A 21,358-nucleotide genomic window follows, 5' to 3' on the forward strand; every position below is an offset into this window, starting at 1 on the left:
CATCCTGTCGTGTCAGGCGATCGGTGTCGCGCGCTCGGCGCTCGGCCCCACAGTAGCGCGTGAAACGCCGTTCCGCCAATGCGCCGGCCTAGGCAAAAATCCCGCCAGCCGCAGAGCTTACACGTGATCCTCAGCGGAGGCGCACGGTGACGCGGTCCACGTAGCCCTTGGCGTCGATCACGGTCAGCTTGGCGAAGCCGCGCCCGTCCGGCTGCCATTCGACCTCGCGGCGGAAGGGGTCCGACTGTACGGGCGTGCCGTCGACGAGCCACGTGAGGGGAAGGGCGCCGCCTTCAGCCTTGAGGATCAGCGGCTCGGCTTCGCGTTCCTCGACGTCGAGCTCGGACCGGTCCGGCGGGAAGGAGATGAGCACCGGTGGCTCCAGGAACGGGCCGGTGGCAATCTGGCTGTCGCCGGGCTCGCGGAAGCGCTTGAGCGGGGGCGGCAGGCTTGCGCCGGTGGCTTTGATCACGCCAGCGGGGGCAGACCGGAACGGCGCCGGCCGTTCGGCGATACGCGCGAAGGTATCGAAGAGAATGGGTGCGGCGGCCATGCGGCCCATCAGGCCCGGCGTCGAGGCGCCATCCGGACGGCCGACCCACACGCCGACGACGTGGCGGCCGTCGTAGCCGATGGCCCAGGCGTCGCGATAGCCGTAGGACGTGCCGGTCTTGTAGGCGATGGCGCCGCCTTTGACGTTCGGCGGGGGCGGGGCGTCCTTCAGGATGTCGGTTACGTACCAGGAGGACACGGGAGACAGCAGGCGACGGCGCGGGTTCGCGGCCGGCTTTGCCTTGCCTTCTCCGTCGCGGGTCCAGGACAGGCTGATCGGCTCTCCGCCGTGCGCAAGTCCGCCGTAAAGCGCGACGAGGTCCCGCAGCGTCATGCCGAGCCCGCCGAGGGCGATGGCGAGCGAAGGCTGTGTATCGCGCGGCAGCGCGGGCTCGATGCCTGCGCGGCGGAAGCGGCCGATGAGGCGGCCGGGGCCGACGGCGGCGAGCACCTTGACGGCTGGCACGTTGAGCGAGTTGCCGAGCGCCTCGCGGACGGTGACGGTGCCGTGGAAATCCTCGTCGAAGTTCTCGGGCGTGTAGGTGCCGAAGCGCGTGCGGCGATCCTCGATCAGCGTCTCGGGATGTGCGAGGCCCGCCTCGAAGGCGAGACCATAGATGAAGGGCTTGAGGGTCGAGCCGGGCGAGCGGATGGCCGCCGTCATGTCGATGGCGCCCTGGCGATCGTTGTCGAGGTAGCCGGCCGATCCTACGTGGGCCAGCACCTCGCCCGTGTTGTGATCGATGACGATGACGGCGCTCGACAGTTTGGGCCCGAGGAGTTTCGTTTCCTCGGCGGCGAGCTTCTCGACGGCCGATTGCAGCTCGCGGTCGAGCGTAAGGCGATGGATGGTCTTGGCCGGTTTCGCCGCGACCTCGGCTTCCGAGAGGTGCGGGGCGAGTTTCAGGAACTCGAGGCGCTGTTTCGGAACGCGCTCATCTTTCGCACGCTCGGCCTCGGCTTTCGGCAGCACGCCTTCCTCGACGGCGCGATCCAGCACGCGGTCACGGGCACGGCGGGCGCGCTCGCTGTAGCGGTCCGGGCGGCGGGTCTCGGGCGATTGGGGAAGGGCGACGAGAAGGGCGGCTTCACCCGCGGAGAGGTGGCGCGGCTCTTTGCCGAAGTAAGCGAGAGAGGCTGCGCGCACGCCTTCGATGTTGCCGCCGAAGGGTGCGAGACGCAGGTAAAGCCGCAGAATGTCGTCCTTCGAGAGGCGCTCCTCGAGCTGAAGCGCGCGGGCGACCTGGCGCAGCTTGCCGGCGCCGGTGCGCTCGTGCTTGCCGTCGAGCAGGCGCGCAACCTGCATGGTGAGCGTGGAGCCGCCGGAGACGATCTGGCCGTGACGCAGCAGCAGATAGCCCGCGCGCAGGAAGGCCAGCATGTCCACGCCGCCGTGGCTGTAATAGCGCTTGTCCTCGAAAGCCATGAGGATCGCGAGATAGCGCGGATCGACCTCGCTCACGTCGACGGGCAGGCGCCAGCGCCCGTCCTTGGTGGTGAAGGCGCGCAGCAGCTTGTTGTCACGATCGAGCACCGTCACCGACATTTCGTTGGCGGCTTCGAGCGGGAGCGGACCGATCTGGTGCTTGACGATCTCCAAGGTCGCCATCGCGGCGGCGGCCACGAAGGCCACCGCCGCGACAGAAAGGACGGCGAGCCGCAGAGAGCGGGGGAGAGGCCTTGTCCATCGCGATGTGCGACCGGGGGGAGAGGACAAGGCCGCTTCCGCGGCGCGCCGTTTCTTGAGGAACGGGAAGCTCATGTTCCCGGCCCTAGCTCTTGGGTTTCACGATGAGGGTGCCGGCACCGGAGCGGGCGTAGCGCTCCGGACGATACATGTCCTCAATGGTGGCAGCGGGGTGGACGAACGTGCCCGGTGTCACGGCGCGAACGATGTAGGCGACGGTGGCCGAGGCCGCGGGCTCCTTGGCCGCGCTCGGGTTCGCCGGAGCCTCCGCCGAGCCGTTGCTGTCGCTGTTGCTCTCCTCCTCGTTGTCGCTGCTCGACGAAGGGTTGGACGTTCCCCAGAGGTTGAAGGCCGCGACGAAGCGGTCGTCACGGAACTCCGTGTGGTCAGGCCGCAGCGTCGTTTTCAGCCAGTCGAGCGTCTTGATGTCGCCGCTGTCGACGAGGCGCGGGTTCTCGATATCGAGGCCGGCTGGCAGCCGGTCCACGAGCAGCACGCGGCCAGCGGCCTCGTCGCTCGTGATCTTGAGCACCGCAACGAGACGCTCGTTCTGCGCAAGCTCGCTCTTGCCGCCGGTAGCGCTCTCTAGATCGACCTTCTTGCCGTCGAGCGTGTAGTAGGCGCGCTCGATCTCGAAGCCCTTGGAGATGGCGGGCTCCGTCGTCAGGCTGGCGCCGATCACGGTGACCACCGCGTCTGTAGACGCATCGCCGTCGTTGGTGACGGTGATGCCCTTCTCCAGCTCTTCCGGCGTGACGGCGCGGATGATCGATCCGTTCACCGGCGCGCCGTCCACGAGGAGCTTGGCGGACTTGGTCTGCTCGCCGAGGGCATGGGCGGCCAGCAACATCCACGCCTGTTCCTGTGTGGAAGTGTAGTTGCGGGCGACATACGCCTTGGCGATGACGTTCACGAGACGCGGCGTCTCCGATTTCACAATGCCGGTCTCGGAGGCGAGCGTGACGAGAGCGGCGCCGTCGCGGATGTCCGAACCGTAGTCCGAGCGGGCGACGTTCTGCTTGTCATCCGAGGAGAACGTGGTGAGGGCCGCCTTGAAGGCCGTTTCCGCGCGCTCCTTGTCGCCCACCATGGCGAGGGCAGCGCCGAGCTGCGCCTTGCCGAGCGGCGTCGTGAACTTGTCGAGCTTGGTATCGACGTAGTAGCGGAGCTCACCCACCGGTGCGCGGCCGTTGCGGGCCAGCACGTAGAGGGCGTAGGCACGCTCCTCGCCGCCTTCCGAGAAATCCTCACCGTTCAAGGCGAAGTTCTGGAGACGGTCGAGCGCCTGGTTGAAGGGAAGCTGGCGCACGTCGTAGCCGGACTCGCGGGCACGGGTGAGGAAGTCCGTCACGTAACTCGTGAGCCAGAGGTCGCCGCTGCCGGGACCCCAGCTTCCGAACGCGCCGGAGCTGTCCTGCATCTCGAACACGCGGGCAACCGCACCCTGCACGCGCTCCTTCAGGGCCTTGTCGGTGCCGATGCCGACGCGGGCGGCGACGGCGTTGGCGTAGAGCAAGGGAAGAGCACGCGAGACAGTTTGCTCGGCGCAGCCATAGGGGTAGCGGTCGAGCGCGGTCAGCAGGCCGGGAACGTCCATGTTGGCGGTGGGGCCGACCGAGAGGTTCACCTTGGTGCGATTTCTGATGAGGCCAGCGAGCAGGTCCTTAGAGAGTGTGAGCTTGCCGCCGTTGGGTGCGAGTGCGCTCACCGTGGTGCGCTTGATGTCGCCTGCGGGCGGCTTCACGTCGAGCGTCAGGCGGCGCGAGAGAGCGATGCCGCCGGGACCCGAGACGCGGACGTCGTAGGTACGCAGACCCACGTCGGAGGGCTTGAAGGTGACCTGCTGCGACTTGCGCTCGCCGTTCTTGAGGGCGACGGCCTGTTCGGCCAGCGCGGTTTCACCCTCGGTCTGGTCGACGAGATTGGCGGTGTAGGTGCCGTCCGGCCCATCGACGTTGTGAAGCGAGAGATCGACACGGGCTTCGTCGCCGAGGGTGAGGAAGCGTGGGGCCGAAGCCGTGAGCGCCACCTCGTCACGCACGATCACGTCGCTGGTGCCGTGGCCGAGCTTGGTCTTCGACCAGGCCACGGCCATGACACGCACGGTGCCGTTGAAGCTCGGGAGCGGGAAGCTCACGTTCGCGGTTCCGTCGGCGCCGACGGTCACGATGCCGGAGTAGTAGGAGACGGTTTCCTCGACAGGCGGGCTGCCTTGCAGGCCCGTGCCTTCCATGCCGTCACCACCGGAGCGGAGCTTGCCGCGCTCGGCGCGCATGCCGTCGATGAGGCGGCCGTAGAAGTCGCGCAGCTCGAGGGCGAGCTTGCGCTGGGCGTAGAAGTGCAGCTCCGGTGCCGGAACCTGGTAGCGGGTGAGGTTGAGGATGCCGACATCGACGGCGGCGACCGTGATGCGCGCTTCCTCTCCGGCGTCGAGGCCTTCCACCTTGACCGGAATGGTGAGCTCGGAAGCACCCTTCACCTTGGCTTCCGTGGGGATCGCAACCTTGAGTGTGCGCTTCGACTGATCGACGCCGATCCAGCGGACGCCGATGGCGCGGCTCGGCATGCGCTTGGCCGCCTCGTCCATGGGCCGGTAGAGCAGAGCCGTTGCGTAAGCGCCGGGACCCCAGTCCTCGCCGACCGGAATTTCCACGTCGCTGCCGCCTTTGGCGATCTCGACCTCCTTGGTGGAGAGCAGGCCGCGGCCGAGCACGGTCACGAGCGCCTTGCCGCCCTGCTTCGAGGCGATGCGGAGCTTCGCGGTCTCGCCGGGCTGATAGGTTTCCTTGTCGAGGGCGACGTCGAGCATCTCGGGGCTGTCGGCCGTATCGCCGGCATTGTACCAGCCCGCGTTGAAGACGACGCTCGAGAGCGTGCCGGAGGTCGCCGACGAGCTGACCTCGAGACGGTAGCGGCCGTAGTCGACATCCGCGGAGATGGACGCGGGCGTCGTTGCCGTGGCGTCGGCCTTGCCGCTCGCGATCTTGCGCGTGATGGTCTGGCTCTCGTAGGCCCAGTAGCCGTCGCGGCGATACCACTGCCAGGAGCTGTCGAGGCGGACGAGCTGCCAGTCGAGGCTGGCTGCCGTGGGCTTGCCGTCGCCGTCGAGAAGCACGACCTCGAAGTTCGCCTTCTCGCCTTCGCCGAGCGCGGAGGTGGAGAACAGCGGCTTGATGCCGATGCGCGGGTCACCGAGGCTCACTGGCAGCGTGATCGAGCGCTCGACGGAGCGGCCGCCGCTCTCGCGCAAGCGCACGATGACATTGGCTTCGAGCGGGCGGGCGGTCTTGGTGACGGCCGGGAGCTTCACGGAGAGAGCGGCTTTGCCGTCGGCGTCAGTCTCGACGACTTCCTCGAGTGGCTGACGAACGGGGCTCACGGTCTCGTCCGCCTCGCCGAAGCGATAGCCGGCATACCCGTCGAGATCCTTGCTGGAAGCCTTGACGACGATATCGCCTTCAATGTCGAGGCCCGCGGCCGGAGGACCGTAGAGATAGCGGCCGGAGACGTCGATGGTCTTGGTCTCGTCGGGGGCGAGCTTGCCCTCACCCTCCTTCAGCGTGAGATCGAGACGTTCGGGAACATAGTCCTCCACCAGGAAGGAGACCTGCGTGATGGCGTCTGCTTTCGGGTCGGCGTGGAGACGTGCGCGCCAGGTGCCGGTCATTGCGCCGCCGCCGAGCGCGAGGCGAAGCGAGCGTGCGCCAAGCTCCTGCTCAGAGAGCGGATAGCGGCCGTACTCGACGCCATCCGGACGGACGACGATGAGGGTGACGGGGAGGGATGCGGCCGCGCCGGTCGAGTCGCGGACGAGGGCGGTGACGTTCACCTCCTCGCCGGGGCGATAGACGCCGCGCTCGGTGTAGAGATAGCCGTCGAGCGGGCCGGGTGCGTCGCGGCCCTTCACGCCGCGGTCCGAAAGATCGAAGGCGTTAGTCGTCAAGTCTAGGAAGGCATACTCGCCGTTGCCGTTCTCGGCCACCAGGATGGCGGGCGCATTGCCGCCTTCGCCCTTGGACTGGCCGGGCTCGAAGCGCACGTAGCCGTTCTTGTCGGTGGTCGCGGTGGCGAGCACCTCGTTGTTGCGGGCGACGAGGCGCACGCTGGCGTTCGCGATGGCGTCGGCGCTCGCGAGCGAGCGGACGAACGCGTGCACGCCGTCATCGCCGGAGAACGCGGTGAGGCCGAGATCCGAGACGATGAACCACTGGGTCGCCTGCTCGCGCCAGGTGTCCTGGGTCACGTCGGCGGGGCGGGCGATCATGGCGTAGGCGCCGGGCTTCAATTCGCCGATGGCTTCGCTCACGGGGAAGGCCGCGGTCACCTCGGAGTTGAGCTTGGTCGGCACTTCCAGCTCGCCCTTGTAGACGAGGCTGCCGGTGTTGTTCTTCAGGCCGTCGAGCTCGTAGCCCTGGAGCTGGCGATCGAGATTGCCGTTCGCGAGGGCGTTGGCGAGATTGCGGTCACCGATGCGATAGACCTCGACCTCGACCTTGCCGGTGTTGATGGCGACGAGCGGGATGCCCTGCTGGCCGCGGCTCGGCAGCACGTAGCTCTTGCCGGTGAAGTGAACGGTGGGCTTGCGGTCGGGAACGTAGACGGCGAGCGTCACCTGCTTCGGAAGCGGCTCGTTCACGTCGGAGGGAAGGCCGGAGCGGATCTGGATCTCGTATCGCTGGCCGTGCTCGACGCCGTCGATGCAGAGCTGGCTGCCTTCGGCGGTCACCGACTGGGGGTCACGGCCGTTGACGGAGACGAACTTCGCGAAGTCCACCTGTCCGCGCGACAGGTTCTCGGAGAACTGGATGCAGACGCGGGGCGTGGCGGCATCGCTGTCGGTCGAATAGTCGGTCATGCGGAAGCCGTGCTCGGCGCGCAGCTTTTCATAGGCTTCGCGCACGTTGGCCACTTCGGCGATGGAGAGGCTGGACTTCAGGGCTTCGATGGCCGGGCGCCAGTAGGAGCGGCGCTGCATGGCCTCGCCCAGCACGGCGAGGGCGCGGGCTTTCATGGCCGGGTCGGAGGCAAGCTTGTAGGCGCGGTAGGCGGCGCCCGATGCGTTGACGGGAAGATCGTAGGTTTCCGAGCCCTTGTTGGGATCGGGCTTGATGGCGAGCAGCGCCTTGGCGAGGCCGATCCAGTTCTCGGGGCTCTTGGCGTCCGAAGCAACCGCGATGGCGTAGGTGCGGGAGGCTGCGCGCGGGTCCTGGGCGAGGACGCGCTCGGCGGCGAGCCTCAGGTCGCCGGGCTTGCGGCCGTCTCCTTTCCACGTGTCCTTGATGTAGGTCTCGTAGCGGTCCGCATCCTTGGCCACGCCTTTGTGCGCGAAAGGCCTCTCCTCGGCTCCGGCGGCCGCGAAGCCGGCCAGAATGAAAACACACGCAAGAATGCTTTGAAGAAAGCGCATAGCCCTTCACCCTTGGATCACTTATCTGCTGCGCTCCCTATCGGGGATCGGGAGGCTGGTCGCTGTTCTCCAGGGAACAGCGCAGGAGCGCGTCAGACGCACTTGGCCGGCGGCCAAATTTCGTGTGCGGACACTATCATCGTGTTGCCCGCACGCGTGAGCCCATCAGACCTGAATGATCAAACGTTGGCAGCAAGATAGAATTTACCGGCAAGTTCCGCTCGATGCGGATCTTTCACCCGGGGGGCGCAAACGGGAAAAGGCCGGCTGCCTGGGGGGGATGGCAACCGGCCTTTGGGGGGCGTCAGGAGACGGCAGTGTGGGGTTAGTGGCGCAGCAGGGCCGCCGGCATAGGAGCTTCGGCCCCGGCAAGAAGCGAGGGGTCGAACAGAGCCGGCTGGCGGGGGCCAGCCCAGCGGCGCTCGGCGGTGAGGCTGCCGGAGGGGCCGGCGGCACGCCAGATCTGGGCAAAGGAGCGGACCGCGCGGCCGGCGGTGGCCGGGCAGGTATCCGAGTAAAGCTCGTAGGAATCCCGCTTCAGCGGATCGCGGCGCATGCAGTCGCCAATCCAGACGGTGGTGGAATCGAGCACGAGCTGCTCATGGGCATCGAGGAGGCGAACGTCGGTCACGAACCGGCACTCGGCGCCTTCGAGCGTCACGCCGGATGCGCGGCGGGCAAGCAGCGCTTCGACGGCGATGCCGGCGGCGGCGAGTTCGGGAGCGAGTTGCGAGAGGGCGGCGGCGGCAGGGCTTTCTGCGGAGAGCGCGAGAAGCCGGTATTTGATTTCTCCCGCCGGAGCGCCGGATGCGCGCTGCGCTTCGAGATGGCGGGTGATGAATGCTTTCAGCCGGGCTTCCTTTTCCTCCTTGGTGACGACGTTCATGCGAGCTTTTGGACCGAAGCGCATTCGTTTTTGTCCTTATTTGGGAAGCGGAGCGACGTCCGTAATTTCCCGTCGTGTAGTTGTGGGGCCATTTAGGCGCCAAGACGGTTAAGCAAGTGTTGAGCGGTGACCCGTGCGCGGCTCGACTTTCGTCCGCGATCACGTGTTGGCGATCGCGGGACGCAAGCGGCCCGCGATGGCGACGACATCGTCGGCTGAGGGATCGCTTTCGTCGATCACGTCAAGCGCTTCAAATGATTCCGAAAGCTCGTCCGTTCGATTTGCTGCGACCTCCGGCGCGACGCCCGTTGACTGATGCGCGTTCACCTCAGTCGCGGAAATTTGTCGGGGTGCGGGAATTTTTTCGTTGTCCTGCTCGATGCCCTCAAGGGCCTGACCGAGGCGGCCGATCAAACCGCCGGGACCGTCGGCTGCATCGAGGGGCAGGGTGAGAGTTGCGGTCTCGCGCTTCAGGACGACATCCACGCGCGGACGGGGTGCCTCCGGCGCTGCCGCTCTCCGTGCCTCGACGATGTCGGGCTGATGGCTCGGGACCGTGTTCGAGTTCGCGGGTTCCGCGAGGGGCTCGTCGTCGAAGGCTTCCGGCTCGGCGCTCAGCTCGGCCTTGGCGCTTCGCGCGTAGGGGCCGAAATCGTCCGACGTCGAAACTCTCGGTGTGGCGGGCTTTGCTTTGGGAGGCGCGGGGCGCGCGGGCGTCCACGCGGCGGTCCAGCTCTCGGCCCGAGTAGGAGCGGCGGGCTCGACAGCCGGGGGAACGGCGGTTTCAGCCGGCTGCGGGGCGAAGGCCGGCTCGGCATCGGCGCGGTGCGGCATGGCAGGGCCGAACCCGGAGCCGAACTCCGGTCTCTGCTCCTTCCCGAAATTTTGCGCGAACCGCGGCTCCATGGGGCGTAGAAGATCGCGCTCGATGCGGCGGCGCTGGGCTTCGGCCTCGACGCGGCGGGCGGCACCCATCACGGCGCCGAGGATGATCTCGGACCAGGCGCCATCGCGGAATCGGTAGACGCGGAACGCCTCGGAGCCTGCAAACTTGGATCCTTGCTTCGCGAGCTTCTTGCGTACGACCCCGGCGAACGGCGTCCAGGTGCGGCGGAAGATCTTGTCCTTCTCGAAGCTCGTGAAGAGGTTAGAGAGAAGCTGGGCCTCAGTGCGCAACTCCTCGCGCTCCGCCGCGCCTACGTGGGGTGGCGCATCGAGAGGAACCGCGACGTAGTAGGCGCCGTGCAGGTCGAAGACGACGTGGCGGAACAGCTCGAAGCTTTCGCGGATCTCGGGATCGCGATGGATATCGTTGAAGCGCGAGAGAATTTCGATGACCGGGCCGCGTTCGGCTTCGCGCATCTTCGGCATGAGGCCGTGCAGGCGGTGGGCTGGCCGGCCGATGGAAACCAGGAACAGGCAGATGTCGACGAAGATGGCCACCGCGAGCGGGACGTAATCTCGTTTCGAGAGACCGCCTTCCTCCGTGACGACGGTCGCCGCGGGGCCGGCCTCGACCGACTGCATCGCCTTCTTCTGCAGCTCGCGCAGCTCGTCCGCCGAGGGCGGGAGCTTGAAGGAGAGGAGCCCGTAGAAGGTGGTGGTGAGACGGCGGAAGGCCTCGATGGTGGCTTCCGAGCCTTCGACGGCGGCGATGGTGGGTTTTTCCAGGACCGGCAGCTCGTTGATGGCGCGTGCAGCGCCGCGCAGAGCCTGGGCGAGCTCCGTATCGGGGCAGACGAAGCCTCCGTTCTTGGGGTCTCCGAAGGTGGATTTGTCGGCGCGCTCGGCGAGGTCCTGGCGCATCTGCTTCAACTGCGGGTCCGTGCGCAGCGCATTGAAGCCCGAGACCGTCATGTCGAGCTTGCGACTCAAGGACTTCATGAACTCGTTGCGGGTGCCGGACTTGGGATCGATGATCGCGGGATCGTTGGCTGCGATCCTGGCGAGGTCGCCGTCGAGAGCGGCCATGTCCGTCTTCACGGCGGCAACGCGGCCGGCGACGAACTCGGATGCGAAGGAGAAGCGGGCGGCGTCCTCGTCCCGCATGCGGCGGCGGGGGCCATCGCCCGGCTTGCTGTTGGGGCAGGAGGTGCCCTTGGCGCGCTCGGTCTCGGCCTTCGCGCGCGAGACGGTGGCGAGCTGGACAAGGGTGGCGTTCAACTGCTCGAGGCGCGTCGAGGCGGCATTGAGGGAGCTCTGCACGGCGGTGACAGCCGATTCCGCCGAGCGCGAGCTTTCGGCGCGGCTTTCGAGAACCTTCCAGTAGAAGCCGAACCCGAAGCCGACCGAGATGATGGAGAGGAACAGGTAGCCCGCGATGTAGGCGAGGCGCGTCATGGTGCCCACGGGGGCGAACATCTGGTCCAAGAGCCAGACGATCATGGTCATCAGCATGGCCACGGAGAAGCCGATGATCACCTTATGAATGAGCGGCAGGTCGCCCATGTTGGCCTCGATCAGCTCCAACATGCCGACGTAGGTCGCCACCCACGACAGGGTGCCGAGGCCGATGATCAGGACAAGCTTCTTGAGGTCGCGCGGAGCAACGGGGTCGGCGTCGCCGCCTGTCGCGTCGGGGAGAAGTCCGAGCTTGAAGGAGCGCGCAAAATATCCGCGCGAACGCCCCGAATCCGGCGCGTACACCATGGGTGTCGACCTGTCTTAGAGGCTTGCAGGAAAACTCTGACGGTCCCTCTGCGAGCGCAATACGCGATAAAGCCGATCAACCCCCGGCATCTCGTGATCCGGGATCTGAATAAAACGGGTTTTTGTCGCGAGTGGGGCTGCCGCGTGTCGGAAGTTGGCAGTGAGCGGCAGTAGGCAGTAGGCAGTAGGCAGTAGGCAGTAGGCAGTAGGCAGTAGGCAGTAGGCAGTAGGCAGTAGGCAGTAGGGAGGGAGCTGCCAGATCACGATGTGGCTGGATCCCGGCCTACGCCGGGATGACGTTGCATTTGGAAGTCACTCCCTCACTCCATCCGCATCCCGGCGACACGGCAAAGCGGTGCCGCGCACGGACGACGGCTGGATGTGGGTATGTCCGAGCAGGGTACAGGAACTCATGCGGGCGACAGGGCGTCGGCAGGACCTTCACCAAGGAGGTAACCTCCCTAGCTGCCGGCTGCCTGTTGCCCGTTGCCTTGCTTCTCAGCCGCTGTTGCGCTCGCCAAAGACGTAGCCGGAGCCACGAACGGTGCGGATCGGGTCGCGCTCCTTGCCGCGGATGAGCGCCTTGCGCAGGCGGCCGACGTGCACGTCCACGGTGCGCTCGTCAACGTAGGCATCGCGGCCCCAGACGCCATCGAGAAGCTGGGAGCGCGAGAGCACACGGCCCGGGCTTTCCATCAGGAACTCGAGAAGGCGGAATTCGGTGGGGCCGAGATGCACCTCGCGCAGGCCGCGCGTGACCTTGTGGGCCGGGCGATCCAGCTCGATGTCGGCGAAACGCAGCACGTCCGCCAGACGGTCCGGAGAAGCCCGGCGCAGGATGGCTTTCACGCGGGCCATCAGCTCGGGAAGAGAGAACGGCTTCACCACGTAGTCGTCGGCGCCGGTCGAGAGGCCGCGGATGCGGTCTCCTTCCTCGCCGCGTGCGGTGAGCATGACGATCGGAATGGATTTCGTCTCCATTCGCGCCCGCATGCGCCGGCAGATCTCGATTCCCGAGACGCCCGGAAGCATCCAGTCGAGAACCAGGAGGTCAGGTTTCTCCTCCGCAACAAGGATCTCCGCCTCTTCGCCGTTCTCGGCGTGGGAGACGCGGAACCCTTCCGCTTCGAGGTTGTAACGAAGCATCTCCGCCAGAGGCGCCTCGTCCTCGATAAGAAGAATCTTGGCCGTCATCGTTTATCGCTCATCCTAAAAAATGCGAGGCTCAACCCTGCGAGAACAGGGTGGAGCTGGTGTCGTCGCTCTTCGGGCGGTCGTCGATGATATTCACGCCACGCACGAGGAAGTGCACTGTTTCGGCGATGTTGGTGGTGTGGTCGCCAACACGTTCGATGTTCTTGGCGCCGAACAGCAGATGGGTGGAGAGACCGATGTTGCGCGGATCTTCCATCATGTAGGTCAAGAGCTCGCGGAACAGCGAATTGTACATGGAGTCGATGTTCTCGTCGTCGCGCCACACGGCGAGCGCCCGGTCGGCGTCACGCGCGGCATAGGCGTCGAGAACCTCCTTGAGCTGCGAGAGCGCCAGCTCGCCCATGTGGCGCAGGCCGGTCATGAGGGGCTTCGGGTGCGACTCGTGGGCAATGGCGAGCGCGCGCTTGGCGATGTTTTTCGCGAGATCGCCGATGCGCTCAAGGTCGCCCGTGATGCGCAGCGCCGCCATGACGTGACGCAGGTCGTTGGCGAGCGGCTGGCGGCGGGCGATCATGGAGATCACCTGCTCCTCGATGTCACGCTCGAGCTGGTCGATCTGCTTGTCCGTCTTGACGACCTGCTCGGCGAGCTTGGGATCGCGGCGCTCGAGGGCGTCGAACGACTGCCCGAGGATGTGCTCTGCCAGGCCGCCCATGTGGGCGATCTTCTTGTCGAGGAGAGCGAGCTCTTCCTCGTACGATTTCACGATGTGCTCGTTCATAAGGTCTCCTTTGGCCCCTTGGGGCCCGGCGGCTTTGCTCGTGACGGCGGGTGCCTCCGACCTCGAGGCGCGCCACGGCATGAAGCCGCTCAGCAGGGATTTTCGTTCGGTCGTCATCGGACAGGGTCCTGACTGAGGCGATGCGTCAGCCGAAGCGGCCGGTGATGTAATCCTGCGTGCGCTTGTCCGTCGGGTTGGTGAAGATGTCGTTGGTCGCGCCTTCCTCGACAAGGATGCCGAGATGGAAGAACGCGGTGCGCTGCGAGACGCGGGCTGCCTGCTGCATCGAGTGTGTGACGATGATGATGCAGAAGTTCTGCTTCAATTCGTCGATGAGCTCCTCGACCTTGGCGGTGGCGATGGGGTCGAGTGCCGAGCACGGCTCGTCCATCAGGATCACCTCGGGGCCAACGGCGACGGCGCGGGCGATGCAGAGGCGCTGCTGCTGGCCGCCGGAAAGGCCGGTGCCCGGATCGTTCAGGCGGTCCTTGACCTCTTTCCAGAGCGCGGCCTTCTCGAGGCTGGTCTGCACGATGTGGTCAAGCTCGGCCTTGGTGCCGGCGAGACCGTGGATGCGGGGACCGTAGGCCACGTTCTCGTAGATCGACTTGGGGAACGGGTTCGGCTTCTGGAACACCATGCCGACGCGGGCACGGAGTTGAACGACGTCGAGGGACGGATCGTAGATGTCCTCGTTGTCGATGGTGATCTTGCCGGTGACGCGGCAGATTGGAATGGTATCGTTCATGCGGTTGATGCAGCGCAGGAACGTGGACTTGCCGCAACCCGAGGGGCCGATGAAGGCCGTCACGCTGCGATCGGGGATGTTCACGGTCACGTCGAAGAGGGCGCGCTTGTCGCCGTAGTAGACGTTGACGTCCTTGGCGTGGACCTTGGTGCCATCCGTGGTGCCGAGTTTAACGGCGCGGTTTTCTATCTCAGAGGTCTGCACGTTGAGCATCTCTAACTCCAGGATCAAATTGGGGACTACCAGCGCCGCTCGTAACGGCGGCGGAGAATGACGGCGGTGACGTTCATGCACACCAGGAATGCGAGCAGGATGAGGGTGGCGCCCGCGGTGCGTTCGACGAAGCCGCGCTCGGCGGCCGTCGCCCACATGTAGATCTGCACCGGCAGAGCCGTCGCCGCGTCGATGGGCGTCTTCGGATACTCGACGACGAAGGCGACCATGCCGATCATCAGCAGCGGCGCCGTTTCACCGAGCGCCTTGGCGAGGCCGATGATGGTGCCGGTCAGGATGCCGGGCACCGCGAGCGGCAGCACGTGATGGGTAATCGACTGCATCTTCGAGGCGCCGACGCCAAGGGCTGCTTCGCGGATGGACGGCGGCACGGCGCTGATGGCTGCGCGGGTCGCGATGATGATGGTCGGCAGCGTCATGAGTGCGAGCACCAGGCCGCCGACGAGAGAGGCCGAGCGCGGGATGCCCATGAAGTTGATGAAGATCGCGAGACCGAGAAGACCGAACACGATGGACGGGACGGCCGCCAGATTGTTGATGTTGACCTCGATGGTGTCGGTCAGGAAGTTCTTCGGGGCGAACTCCTCGAGGTAGACGGCGGCGGCGACGCCGAGCGGCACCGCGAACAGCAGCACGATCAGCATCATGTAGAGCGAGCCGACGAGTGCGACGCCGACGCCCGCAGTCTCGGGCTTGCTCGATGCACCGTAGGTGAAGAGGCCGGTGTTGAAGTGCTTGGCGAGGAAGCCGGCCTCGGCGGCCTTGTCGAGCCAGGCGAGCTGCTTGTCGGAGAGCTGGCGGCGGCCTTCGGGAATGTTCCGGTCGAACTGGCCTTTCATGAGGCTGTCGACGTTGCCGTGTGCCAGAAGGGTGAGCTGCACCGATTTGCCGATCAGAGACGGATCAGCCAGCACGGCCTTGCGGATCTGCGTGTCGGCGTTGGCCGAAAGCAGCGCCGCGGCGGCCTTCGCGTCGGCGCGGTTGGCGGGATCCACGCCGAGCACCTGGAACAGCGCGCGGTTGGCGAGCTTGGTGTAGTCGGCCATCAGCAGATCGCTCTCCGTCGGCGGCGAGGATGAGCCGAAGGCGCCAGCGTCGAGGTTCACGTCGAGCGTGAAGGCAGACTGCGTGAATGCGGAATAGCCGCGCACCAGGATGGTCGAGAACAGAGCGACGAGAAAGAGGATGCCGAACAGGATCGCGGACACGCCGTAGGCCCTGAACCGCCTCTCGGCGGCATAGCGCTTGGCGATACGAGCCTGGATGTCCTGCTTGGAGCGGGAGGCGATCAGAGTTCCGGTTGCCATAGGAGCTGTTTCCACAGTCATTATTCGTACTGCTCCCTATATTTGCGCACGATATAGAGCGCGTAAATGTTGAGGGCGAGAGTGAAGACGAACAGGGTTAGGCCAAGGGCGAAGGCGACGAGCGTCTGAGGAGAGTTGAATTCGAGGTCGCCGGTGAGCTGGCTCACGATCTTCACGGTGATCGTAGTGACCGGCTCGAAGGGGTTCAGCGTGAGGTTCGGCGCAATGCCCGCGGCGAGCACCACGATCATGGTTTCGCCGATGGCGCGGGAGGCTGCCAGCAGGATGGCGCCGACGATGCCGGGGAGCGCGGCGGGGAGAATGACCCGCTTGATCGTCTCGGACTGGGTGGCGCCGAGGCCGTAGGAGCCCTCGCGCAGGGACTGCGGCACTGCGTTGATGATGTCGTCCGACAGAGAGGAGACGAACGGGATCAGCATCACGCCCATGATGAGGCCCGCCGTCAGCACGCTCGTTGCCGAGATCGAGAGGCCCGCGAGGGCGCCTGCGTCACGCAGCAGGGGACCGAAGGTGATGAGGGCGAAGAAGCCGTACACGATGGTGGGGATGCCAGCGAGGATCTCGAGCAGCGGCTTGGTGGTGAGGCGGATCTTGCTGGAAGCGTATTCCGACATGTAGACGGCGCTGAAGAGGCCGACCGGAACCGCAACCAGGAGTGCGACGAGCGAGATATAGAGCGTGCCCCAGAGCAGCGGGAGAAGGCCGAACTGTCCACCGGCTTCGTTGGTGGCGCCGGCTGCGGAGAAGCGCGGGTCCCAGACGGTTCCGAACAGGAAGTCCGTGATCGGCACCATGCTGAAGAAGTGGATGCTCTCGAACAGCATCGAGAGGACGATGCCGAGGGTCGTCAGGATGGCGACCATCGAGCAGCCGAGGAGACCGGCGAGAGCCACGGATTCGACGGCGTTGCGGGAGCGCAGCTTGGGGCCGACCTGGAAGAAGCCGAAGGCCATACAGAAGAGCGAGAGGCCGAGCGCGGAAGCTGTGAGCAGGAGCTGGCTCGAATTCTTGACGGCGAGCTGGAAACGGGCCGCGTCGACGGCGAAGGGCTCCGGGTTGACGGCGAGCGGAACACCCTTGCTGAGGAGGAGTGCCTTGACGTCGGTCGCCGGGTCGGCAGTCTTGTCGAGCTCCTCGCTCGAAAGCCGGGACAGGCCCTTCTCGATCATGCCGATGGTGGACATCGTCAGCGCGCGGGTCTGCTCGGGGCCGGCCAGAACAGTCTCCGGAAGCCGCGACGAGACCATGGACGATACGACCGTCGGCGAGATCGCGGACCAGAGGATGAGGAGAAGCAGGGCAGGCAGCGTGGTCCACAGCAGAACGTAGGCGCCGTAGTACCCCGGCCGCGAATGGAGGGCCGAGGTCTTGCCGTTCACCGATGTCCGCGCGCGCCAGTTGCCCAGCACCCATCCAACAACGCCGAGGGCGAGAATTATCAAAACCAGAATGGTCGTCGACACCGGGCTGATCCCTATTTCGATTTCAGAGTTTGAACCCAGGGCACGGTCACACGGGCCTTTCGGGCGCCCGTGTCAGGCTCGCTTTTCGTGTGACCGTGCACTGGGCTCGTGCTTTTCGTGTCTGAGGTCGCCGGCCCGTTGGGAGCGTCGGAAGACGAGGCTCGCGCGCCGCTTGGAGTGGGTCGCAGGAGACGAGAAGGGAGAGCGGTAAAACACGATCACCGGCTCCCCCTTCTCATACTCCTTTGGTCGTCGTCAGTCAGTCGAAGTGATCGCGGCGGGCTTACTTCGCAGCCGTCGCCAGCGTCTTGCCGCTCTTCACGAGCTCCTGGACTTCCTTGCGCTCTGCGTCCGGAAGCGGAACCAGGCCGTACTCGACGAGCGGGCCGTCAGCCGAGAGGATCTTGTCCGAGGTGAAGAACTCGACGTACTCCTTGAGGCCGGGGATCACGCCGAGGTGCGCCTTCTTCACGTAGAAGTAGAGCGGACGCGAAACCGGGTACTTGCCGGAGGCGACGGTCTCGAGCGAGGGCTCGACGCCGTTGATGGTGGCGACCTTCAGCTTGTCCTTGTTGTTCTCGTAGAACGAGAGACCGAACACGCCCACGCCCTGCTTGTTGGACTGGATGCGAGCGAGCGTCTCGGTGTAGTCGCCGTCGATGTCGACTGCGGCGCCGTCCTTGCGGACCTTGTTGCAGGCCTTGTCGGCGGCCTTCTTCTTGGCTTCGTCGTCCTTGCCTTCGGCCTTGGCGAGCTGGAGCTTGTCGCCGCCGGTGGCCTTGCAGCCAGCGTGGAGAACCTTCTCCTCGAACACTTCGCGCGTGCCGTGCTTCTCACCGGGGATGAAGGCGGCGATCGGGAAGTCGGGGAGGGTCGCGTTCACTTCCTTCCAGGTCTTGAAGGGGTTGGCGACGAGAGCGCCGTCCTTCGGAACCTCAGCGGCGAGCGCGAGGTAGAGATCCTTGGGCTCGAGCTTCCATTCGCCGGCGCCCGAGTCGACGGCGAATACGATGCCGTCATAGCCGAACTTCACCTCGACGATGTCGGCAACGCCAGCCTTGGCGCACTCTTCCTGCTCGGCAGGCTTGATCTTGCGCGAGGAGTTGGCGATGTCGATCTTGTCCTCGCCGACGCCGGCGCAGAACTGCTTGAGGCCAGCCGACGAGCCGCCGGACTCGATGACGGGGGTCTTGAGATTGGAGAACGTCTTGCCGAACTGCTCGGCAACGATGTTTGCATACGGCAGAACCGTCGATGATCCTGCAACCTTGACCTGGTCGCGCGCCAAAGCCGCACAGGCAAACGCGCCCATTCCGACGGCGGTGGCCGTCGTGATGGCGATGAACTTGCTGTTCACGCTAATCTCCATTGTCTCGTGGACTATGCAACGAACGCGGCCCTCCGCCTGCGTTCTGCTTCCCGAAGCTGTTGCCCCGGCGCTCTTTTACTAGCGGCGGGAGACTGTGGATTTATGACAGTCTAATATATTGATTTATAATGATTTATTTTAATTATCTGGAATCTGCGGAAAGTCCGCGCCGGTCGGACTGGCGATATGGCTCGGGCGCTCCGCGGGCTGTCTATTGTGACAGTGGCGACGGCACCTTTCCAAAGTCGGTGCCTGGCGGTCGCAGTCAAAGGTCGCACGGCGCAATTGCGGCAAAGCGTTGACAGGGTCCGATCCGGGTCTCATGAGAAGAGACCTTCCTCATTTTACCTTGTTCGACCAAGAGGGCCGGCTCTCCATGGTTCAGCTCACGCTTCCCAAAAACTCGAAGATCCAGACGGGCAAGACGTGGAATGCCCCCGACATCAAGGGAAAATGGCGCGAGTTCCGGATCTATCGCTGGAACCCGGACGATGAGGAAAATCCTCGCATCGACACCTACTGGGTGAACGAGGAGCAGTGCGGGCCGATGGTGCTCGACGCGCTCATCAAGATCAAAAACGAGATCGATCCGACGCTGACGTTCCGCCGTTCCTGCCGTGAGGGGATTTGCGGCTCGTGTGCCATGAATATCGACGGCACGAACGACCTCGCCTGTCTCAAGGGCCTCGACGAGGTCAAGGGTGCGGTCAAGATCTACCCGCTGCCGCACATGAAGGTGGTCAAGGATCTGGTGCCGGATCTCACGAACTTCTACGCCCAGCACCGCTCGATCGAGCCGTGGCTCAAGACGGATACGGCTGCTCCGCCCAAGGAGTGGAGGCAGTCGCGTGAGGACCGCGAGAAGCTCGACGGTCTCTACGAGTGCATTCTCTGCGCCTGTTGCTCGACCTCGTGCCCGAGCTACTGGTGGAACTCGGATCGCTATCTGGGTCCGGCCGCCCTGCTGCAGGCCTATCGCTGGGTCATCGACAGCCGCGACGAGGCCACGGGCGAACGGCTCGACAATCTCGAGGATCCCTTCCGCCTTTACCGCTGCCACACGATCATGAACTGCGCGAAGGCATGCCCCAAGGGGCTGAGCCCCGCCAAGGCGATCGCCGAGCTCAAGAAGCTGATGGTGCAGCGGCGGGTCTAGCGCCGCCTCCGGGACGTGTCTGGACCCCGGCGCACTTCGGTATGATGATATCCATGTGCCGGCGGGCGGACTGCTCAAGAGGTCTGTCGCGCGTTCCGTCGCCGTCGGCGGATGGGTCATGGCACGCTCATCATAAGCGGAGCGATCGCCCGCTGCGCTTCAACAGGAAGGGGTCCGCGTGCTCGACCATATCGGTTTCCCGGTTTCGGACTATCAGAGGTCCAAGGCGTTCTACGAGACGGTGCTGGCTTCGCTCGGCATGCGCCTGCTGATGGACATGGATCTCTCCGACGAAGGCGGGCCTGCGGGCTATGCCGGGTTCGGCGCGGAGCGGCCTCAGTTCTGGATCGGAACGGGGAAGCCGTTGACGGGTCGGCTGCACGTCGCCTTCGCAGCGAAGGATCGGGCTCAGGTGCGGGCCTTTTACGAGGCGGCGATCGCGGCTGGTGCGCGCGACAACGGCGCGCCCGGCCTCCGGCCTCATTATCACGCCAATTATTACGGGGCTTTCGTCATCGATCCCGACGGGCACAATATCGAGGCCGTCAGTCATCTGCCTGAAGACGATTGAGAGTCTTTTTGCCGCTTTTGGCGGCGGCCATACTCGTTTTCGATTATATCGTTCGCCGCAAACGATTGCGTTTCGCGAGCGGAATTTCCGTTTTTTGCGGACCCCAGAAATAACAAGACCGATGGCGCGTCTCGCTGCCATCGGTCTTCAAGTTGGGAAATTGAGCCGCCGTCGCCGCGCCTGTTGCCCAGACAGGAGCGGGTCCAGCGGTCCGCCAGTTAGGCGGCCTTCCGCTTCTTCGCAGCAGGCTTGCGCGCAGCCGGCTTCTTCACAGCCTTGCGAGCGGCGGGCTTCGCAGCAGCCTTACGAGCGGCCGGCTTCTTAGCAGCCTTGCGAGCGGTGGTCTTCTTAACAGCAGCTTTAGCCATAGTAGTCTCTCCCTCTAGAGTTCGAATCATTTCGAACAAAAAAATCATGAGCAAGTTCGATCATTTTGTTGACATGGAAAGTGGATTCAGCCTGCCGATTTATTCGTATTCGGCTGAAAGTGTTGCGTGAATTCAACAAAATGGTCGACATTCTAAGAGACTACGCCGTCATTCTCGATCTCGTATCAGCTGCGCTCGGCAAATTTCGGAATCTGAAATCCAATTTTCGCATCGCGTGAAAGCGGATTTCGACTCCGAAACCTGCATCACGCGACGCGCTCACGCCGCTTTGACGACACGGCGCTGCAGATCGAGAACCGCCATCATGAAGCCGACGCGATCCTCCACCGCCTCTGCGAGGAGCGAGAAATAGTTCGCTTCCTGAGGGACGATCTCGCCGATCACCTCGCCCAACTCGAAGCGCAGATCGGCTTCGTGCTTGCGTGCGATGGCCTGCATCTTCGCGTTAGAGGCGAGGCAGCTCATGTAGATGAGGTGCACACCGCGGTTGCGCGCTGCGCGGATGACGCGGCCCATGAGCTCGGATCCGATGCCCTGCTCCTGGAAGGCCGCTTCGACCGAGAACGCGGCTTCCGCTTCGCGTCCCCAGGTGTCGCCAAGTTTCTTCAACTCGGCTGCAGCGCGCACCTCGCCGTCCTCGATGTAGGCGAACACGGTCGAGCCCGCGTCAGTCATGTGGGCTGCATAGTCTTCGATGAAGGCGTCGGAAACTCCGTGCGCGAAGCGCATGGTCCGGCTCGCCTTGTCCAGTCGCAGCAGGTGGTCGCGAAACATCGCTTGTTCCTGCGGCCAGAGCTTGCGGAATGTGCCGCTCGCACTCCGTCGCTCACTCATTGCGTCAATCCTCCAGATTGAATCGCAGCGGGGCAATCGATCGTGACTTTCGGGCTCACAGGAGCTCCGGCTAACCTCCGCTGTGATTCGGCGCCCTGACTTATTCCAGGCGCCGCTCACCGATATAGAGCTTGTTGTGCGTTGCACAA

14 protein-coding genes are annotated in these 21,358 nt (G+C 65.0%); 2 read left to right on the forward strand and 12 right to left on the reverse strand.

Annotated features, from left to right (window positions below):
* Nucleotides 1-130: 130 nt before the first annotated feature.
* The 10 genes from pbpC to F812_RS0110365 all read right to left on the reverse strand — a co-directional run bounded on the left by pbpC (nt 131) and on the right by F812_RS0110365 (nt 18,259).
* A complete protein-coding gene (gene pbpC, locus F812_RS0110315; protein WP_020085898.1) occupies nt 131-2,314 on the reverse strand; it encodes a penicillin-binding protein 1C in 2,184 nt (727 codons plus the stop codon).
* A gap of 10 nt (nt 2,315-2,324) precedes the next feature.
* On the reverse strand, nt 2,325-7,646 hold the full coding sequence (locus tag F812_RS0110320) for an alpha-2-macroglobulin family protein (protein WP_020085899.1): 5,322 nt from the start codon (nt 7,644-7,646) through the stop codon (nt 2,325-2,327).
* Nucleotides 7,647-7,971: 325 nt separating this feature from the next.
* Nucleotides 7,972-8,556: a hypothetical protein gene (locus F812_RS23435; RefSeq protein WP_020085900.1), complete on the reverse strand. Its 585-nt coding sequence runs from the start codon at nt 8,554-8,556 to the stop codon at nt 7,972-7,974.
* 135 nt (nt 8,557-8,691) lie between these two features.
* Nucleotides 8,692-11,181, reverse strand: coding sequence for a hypothetical protein (locus tag F812_RS23440; protein WP_051113796.1), 2,490 nt, complete (start codon nt 11,179-11,181; stop codon nt 8,692-8,694).
* Nucleotides 11,182-11,679: 498 nt separating this feature from the next.
* Nucleotides 11,680-12,375: a phosphate regulon transcriptional regulator PhoB gene (gene phoB, locus F812_RS0110340; RefSeq protein WP_020085901.1), complete on the reverse strand. Its 696-nt coding sequence runs from the start codon at nt 12,373-12,375 to the stop codon at nt 11,680-11,682.
* Nucleotides 12,376-12,406: 31 nt separating this feature from the next.
* Nucleotides 12,407-13,117 (reverse strand): phosphate signaling complex protein PhoU, encoded by a 711-nt coding sequence (phoU, locus tag F812_RS0110345; protein ID WP_020085902.1) that lies wholly within the window; start codon nt 13,115-13,117, stop codon nt 12,407-12,409.
* Between the two features lie 145 nt (nt 13,118-13,262).
* Nucleotides 13,263-14,078: a phosphate ABC transporter ATP-binding protein PstB gene (gene pstB, locus F812_RS0110350; protein WP_040498197.1), complete on the reverse strand. Its 816-nt coding sequence runs from the start codon at nt 14,076-14,078 to the stop codon at nt 13,263-13,265.
* A 26-nt stretch (nt 14,079-14,104) separates the two neighbouring features.
* Nucleotides 14,105-15,427: a phosphate ABC transporter permease PstA gene (pstA, locus tag F812_RS0110355; RefSeq protein WP_026868016.1), complete on the reverse strand. Its 1,323-nt coding sequence runs from the start codon at nt 15,425-15,427 to the stop codon at nt 14,105-14,107.
* Nucleotides 15,427-16,890: a phosphate ABC transporter permease subunit PstC gene (pstC, locus tag F812_RS0110360; RefSeq protein ID WP_020085905.1), complete on the reverse strand. Its 1,464-nt coding sequence runs from the start codon at nt 16,888-16,890 to the stop codon at nt 15,427-15,429. The genes pstA and pstC overlap by 1 nt, the downstream gene beginning before the upstream one ends.
* A 283-nt stretch (nt 16,891-17,173) precedes the next feature.
* Entirely contained in the window at nt 17,174-18,259 is a 1,086-nt protein-coding gene (locus F812_RS0110365) for a substrate-binding domain-containing protein (RefSeq protein WP_020085906.1), read from the reverse strand.
* 376 nt (nt 18,260-18,635) lie between these two features.
* Here F812_RS0110365 and F812_RS0110370 point away from each other — a divergent pair, with 376 nt between their 5' ends.
* Complete coding sequence (locus F812_RS0110370; protein ID WP_026868018.1) at nt 18,636-19,415, forward strand: succinate dehydrogenase iron-sulfur subunit; 780 nt, start codon at nt 18,636-18,638, stop codon at nt 19,413-19,415.
* A 178-nt stretch (nt 19,416-19,593) separates the two neighbouring features.
* Entirely contained in the window at nt 19,594-19,986 is a 393-nt protein-coding gene (locus tag F812_RS0110375) for a VOC family protein (protein WP_020085908.1), read from the forward strand.
* Nucleotides 19,987-20,204: 218 nt separating this feature from the next.
* On the opposite strand, the gene F812_RS26075 is transcribed toward F812_RS0110375, so the two are convergent.
* A complete protein-coding gene (locus F812_RS26075; protein WP_020085909.1) occupies nt 20,205-20,354 on the reverse strand; it encodes a hypothetical protein in 150 nt (49 codons plus the stop codon).
* Nucleotides 20,355-20,633: 279 nt separating this feature from the next.
* Nucleotides 20,634-21,209 (reverse strand): GNAT family N-acetyltransferase, encoded by a 576-nt coding sequence (locus tag F812_RS0110390; RefSeq protein WP_040498102.1) that lies wholly within the window; start codon nt 21,207-21,209, stop codon nt 20,634-20,636.
* Nucleotides 21,210-21,358: the final 149 nt, after the last annotated feature.

Origin of the sequence: Hyphomicrobium zavarzinii ATCC 27496 (assembly GCF_000383415.1) — a bacterium.
Classification (GTDB): Bacteria; Pseudomonadota; Alphaproteobacteria; order Rhizobiales; family Hyphomicrobiaceae; genus Hyphomicrobium_C; species Hyphomicrobium_C zavarzinii.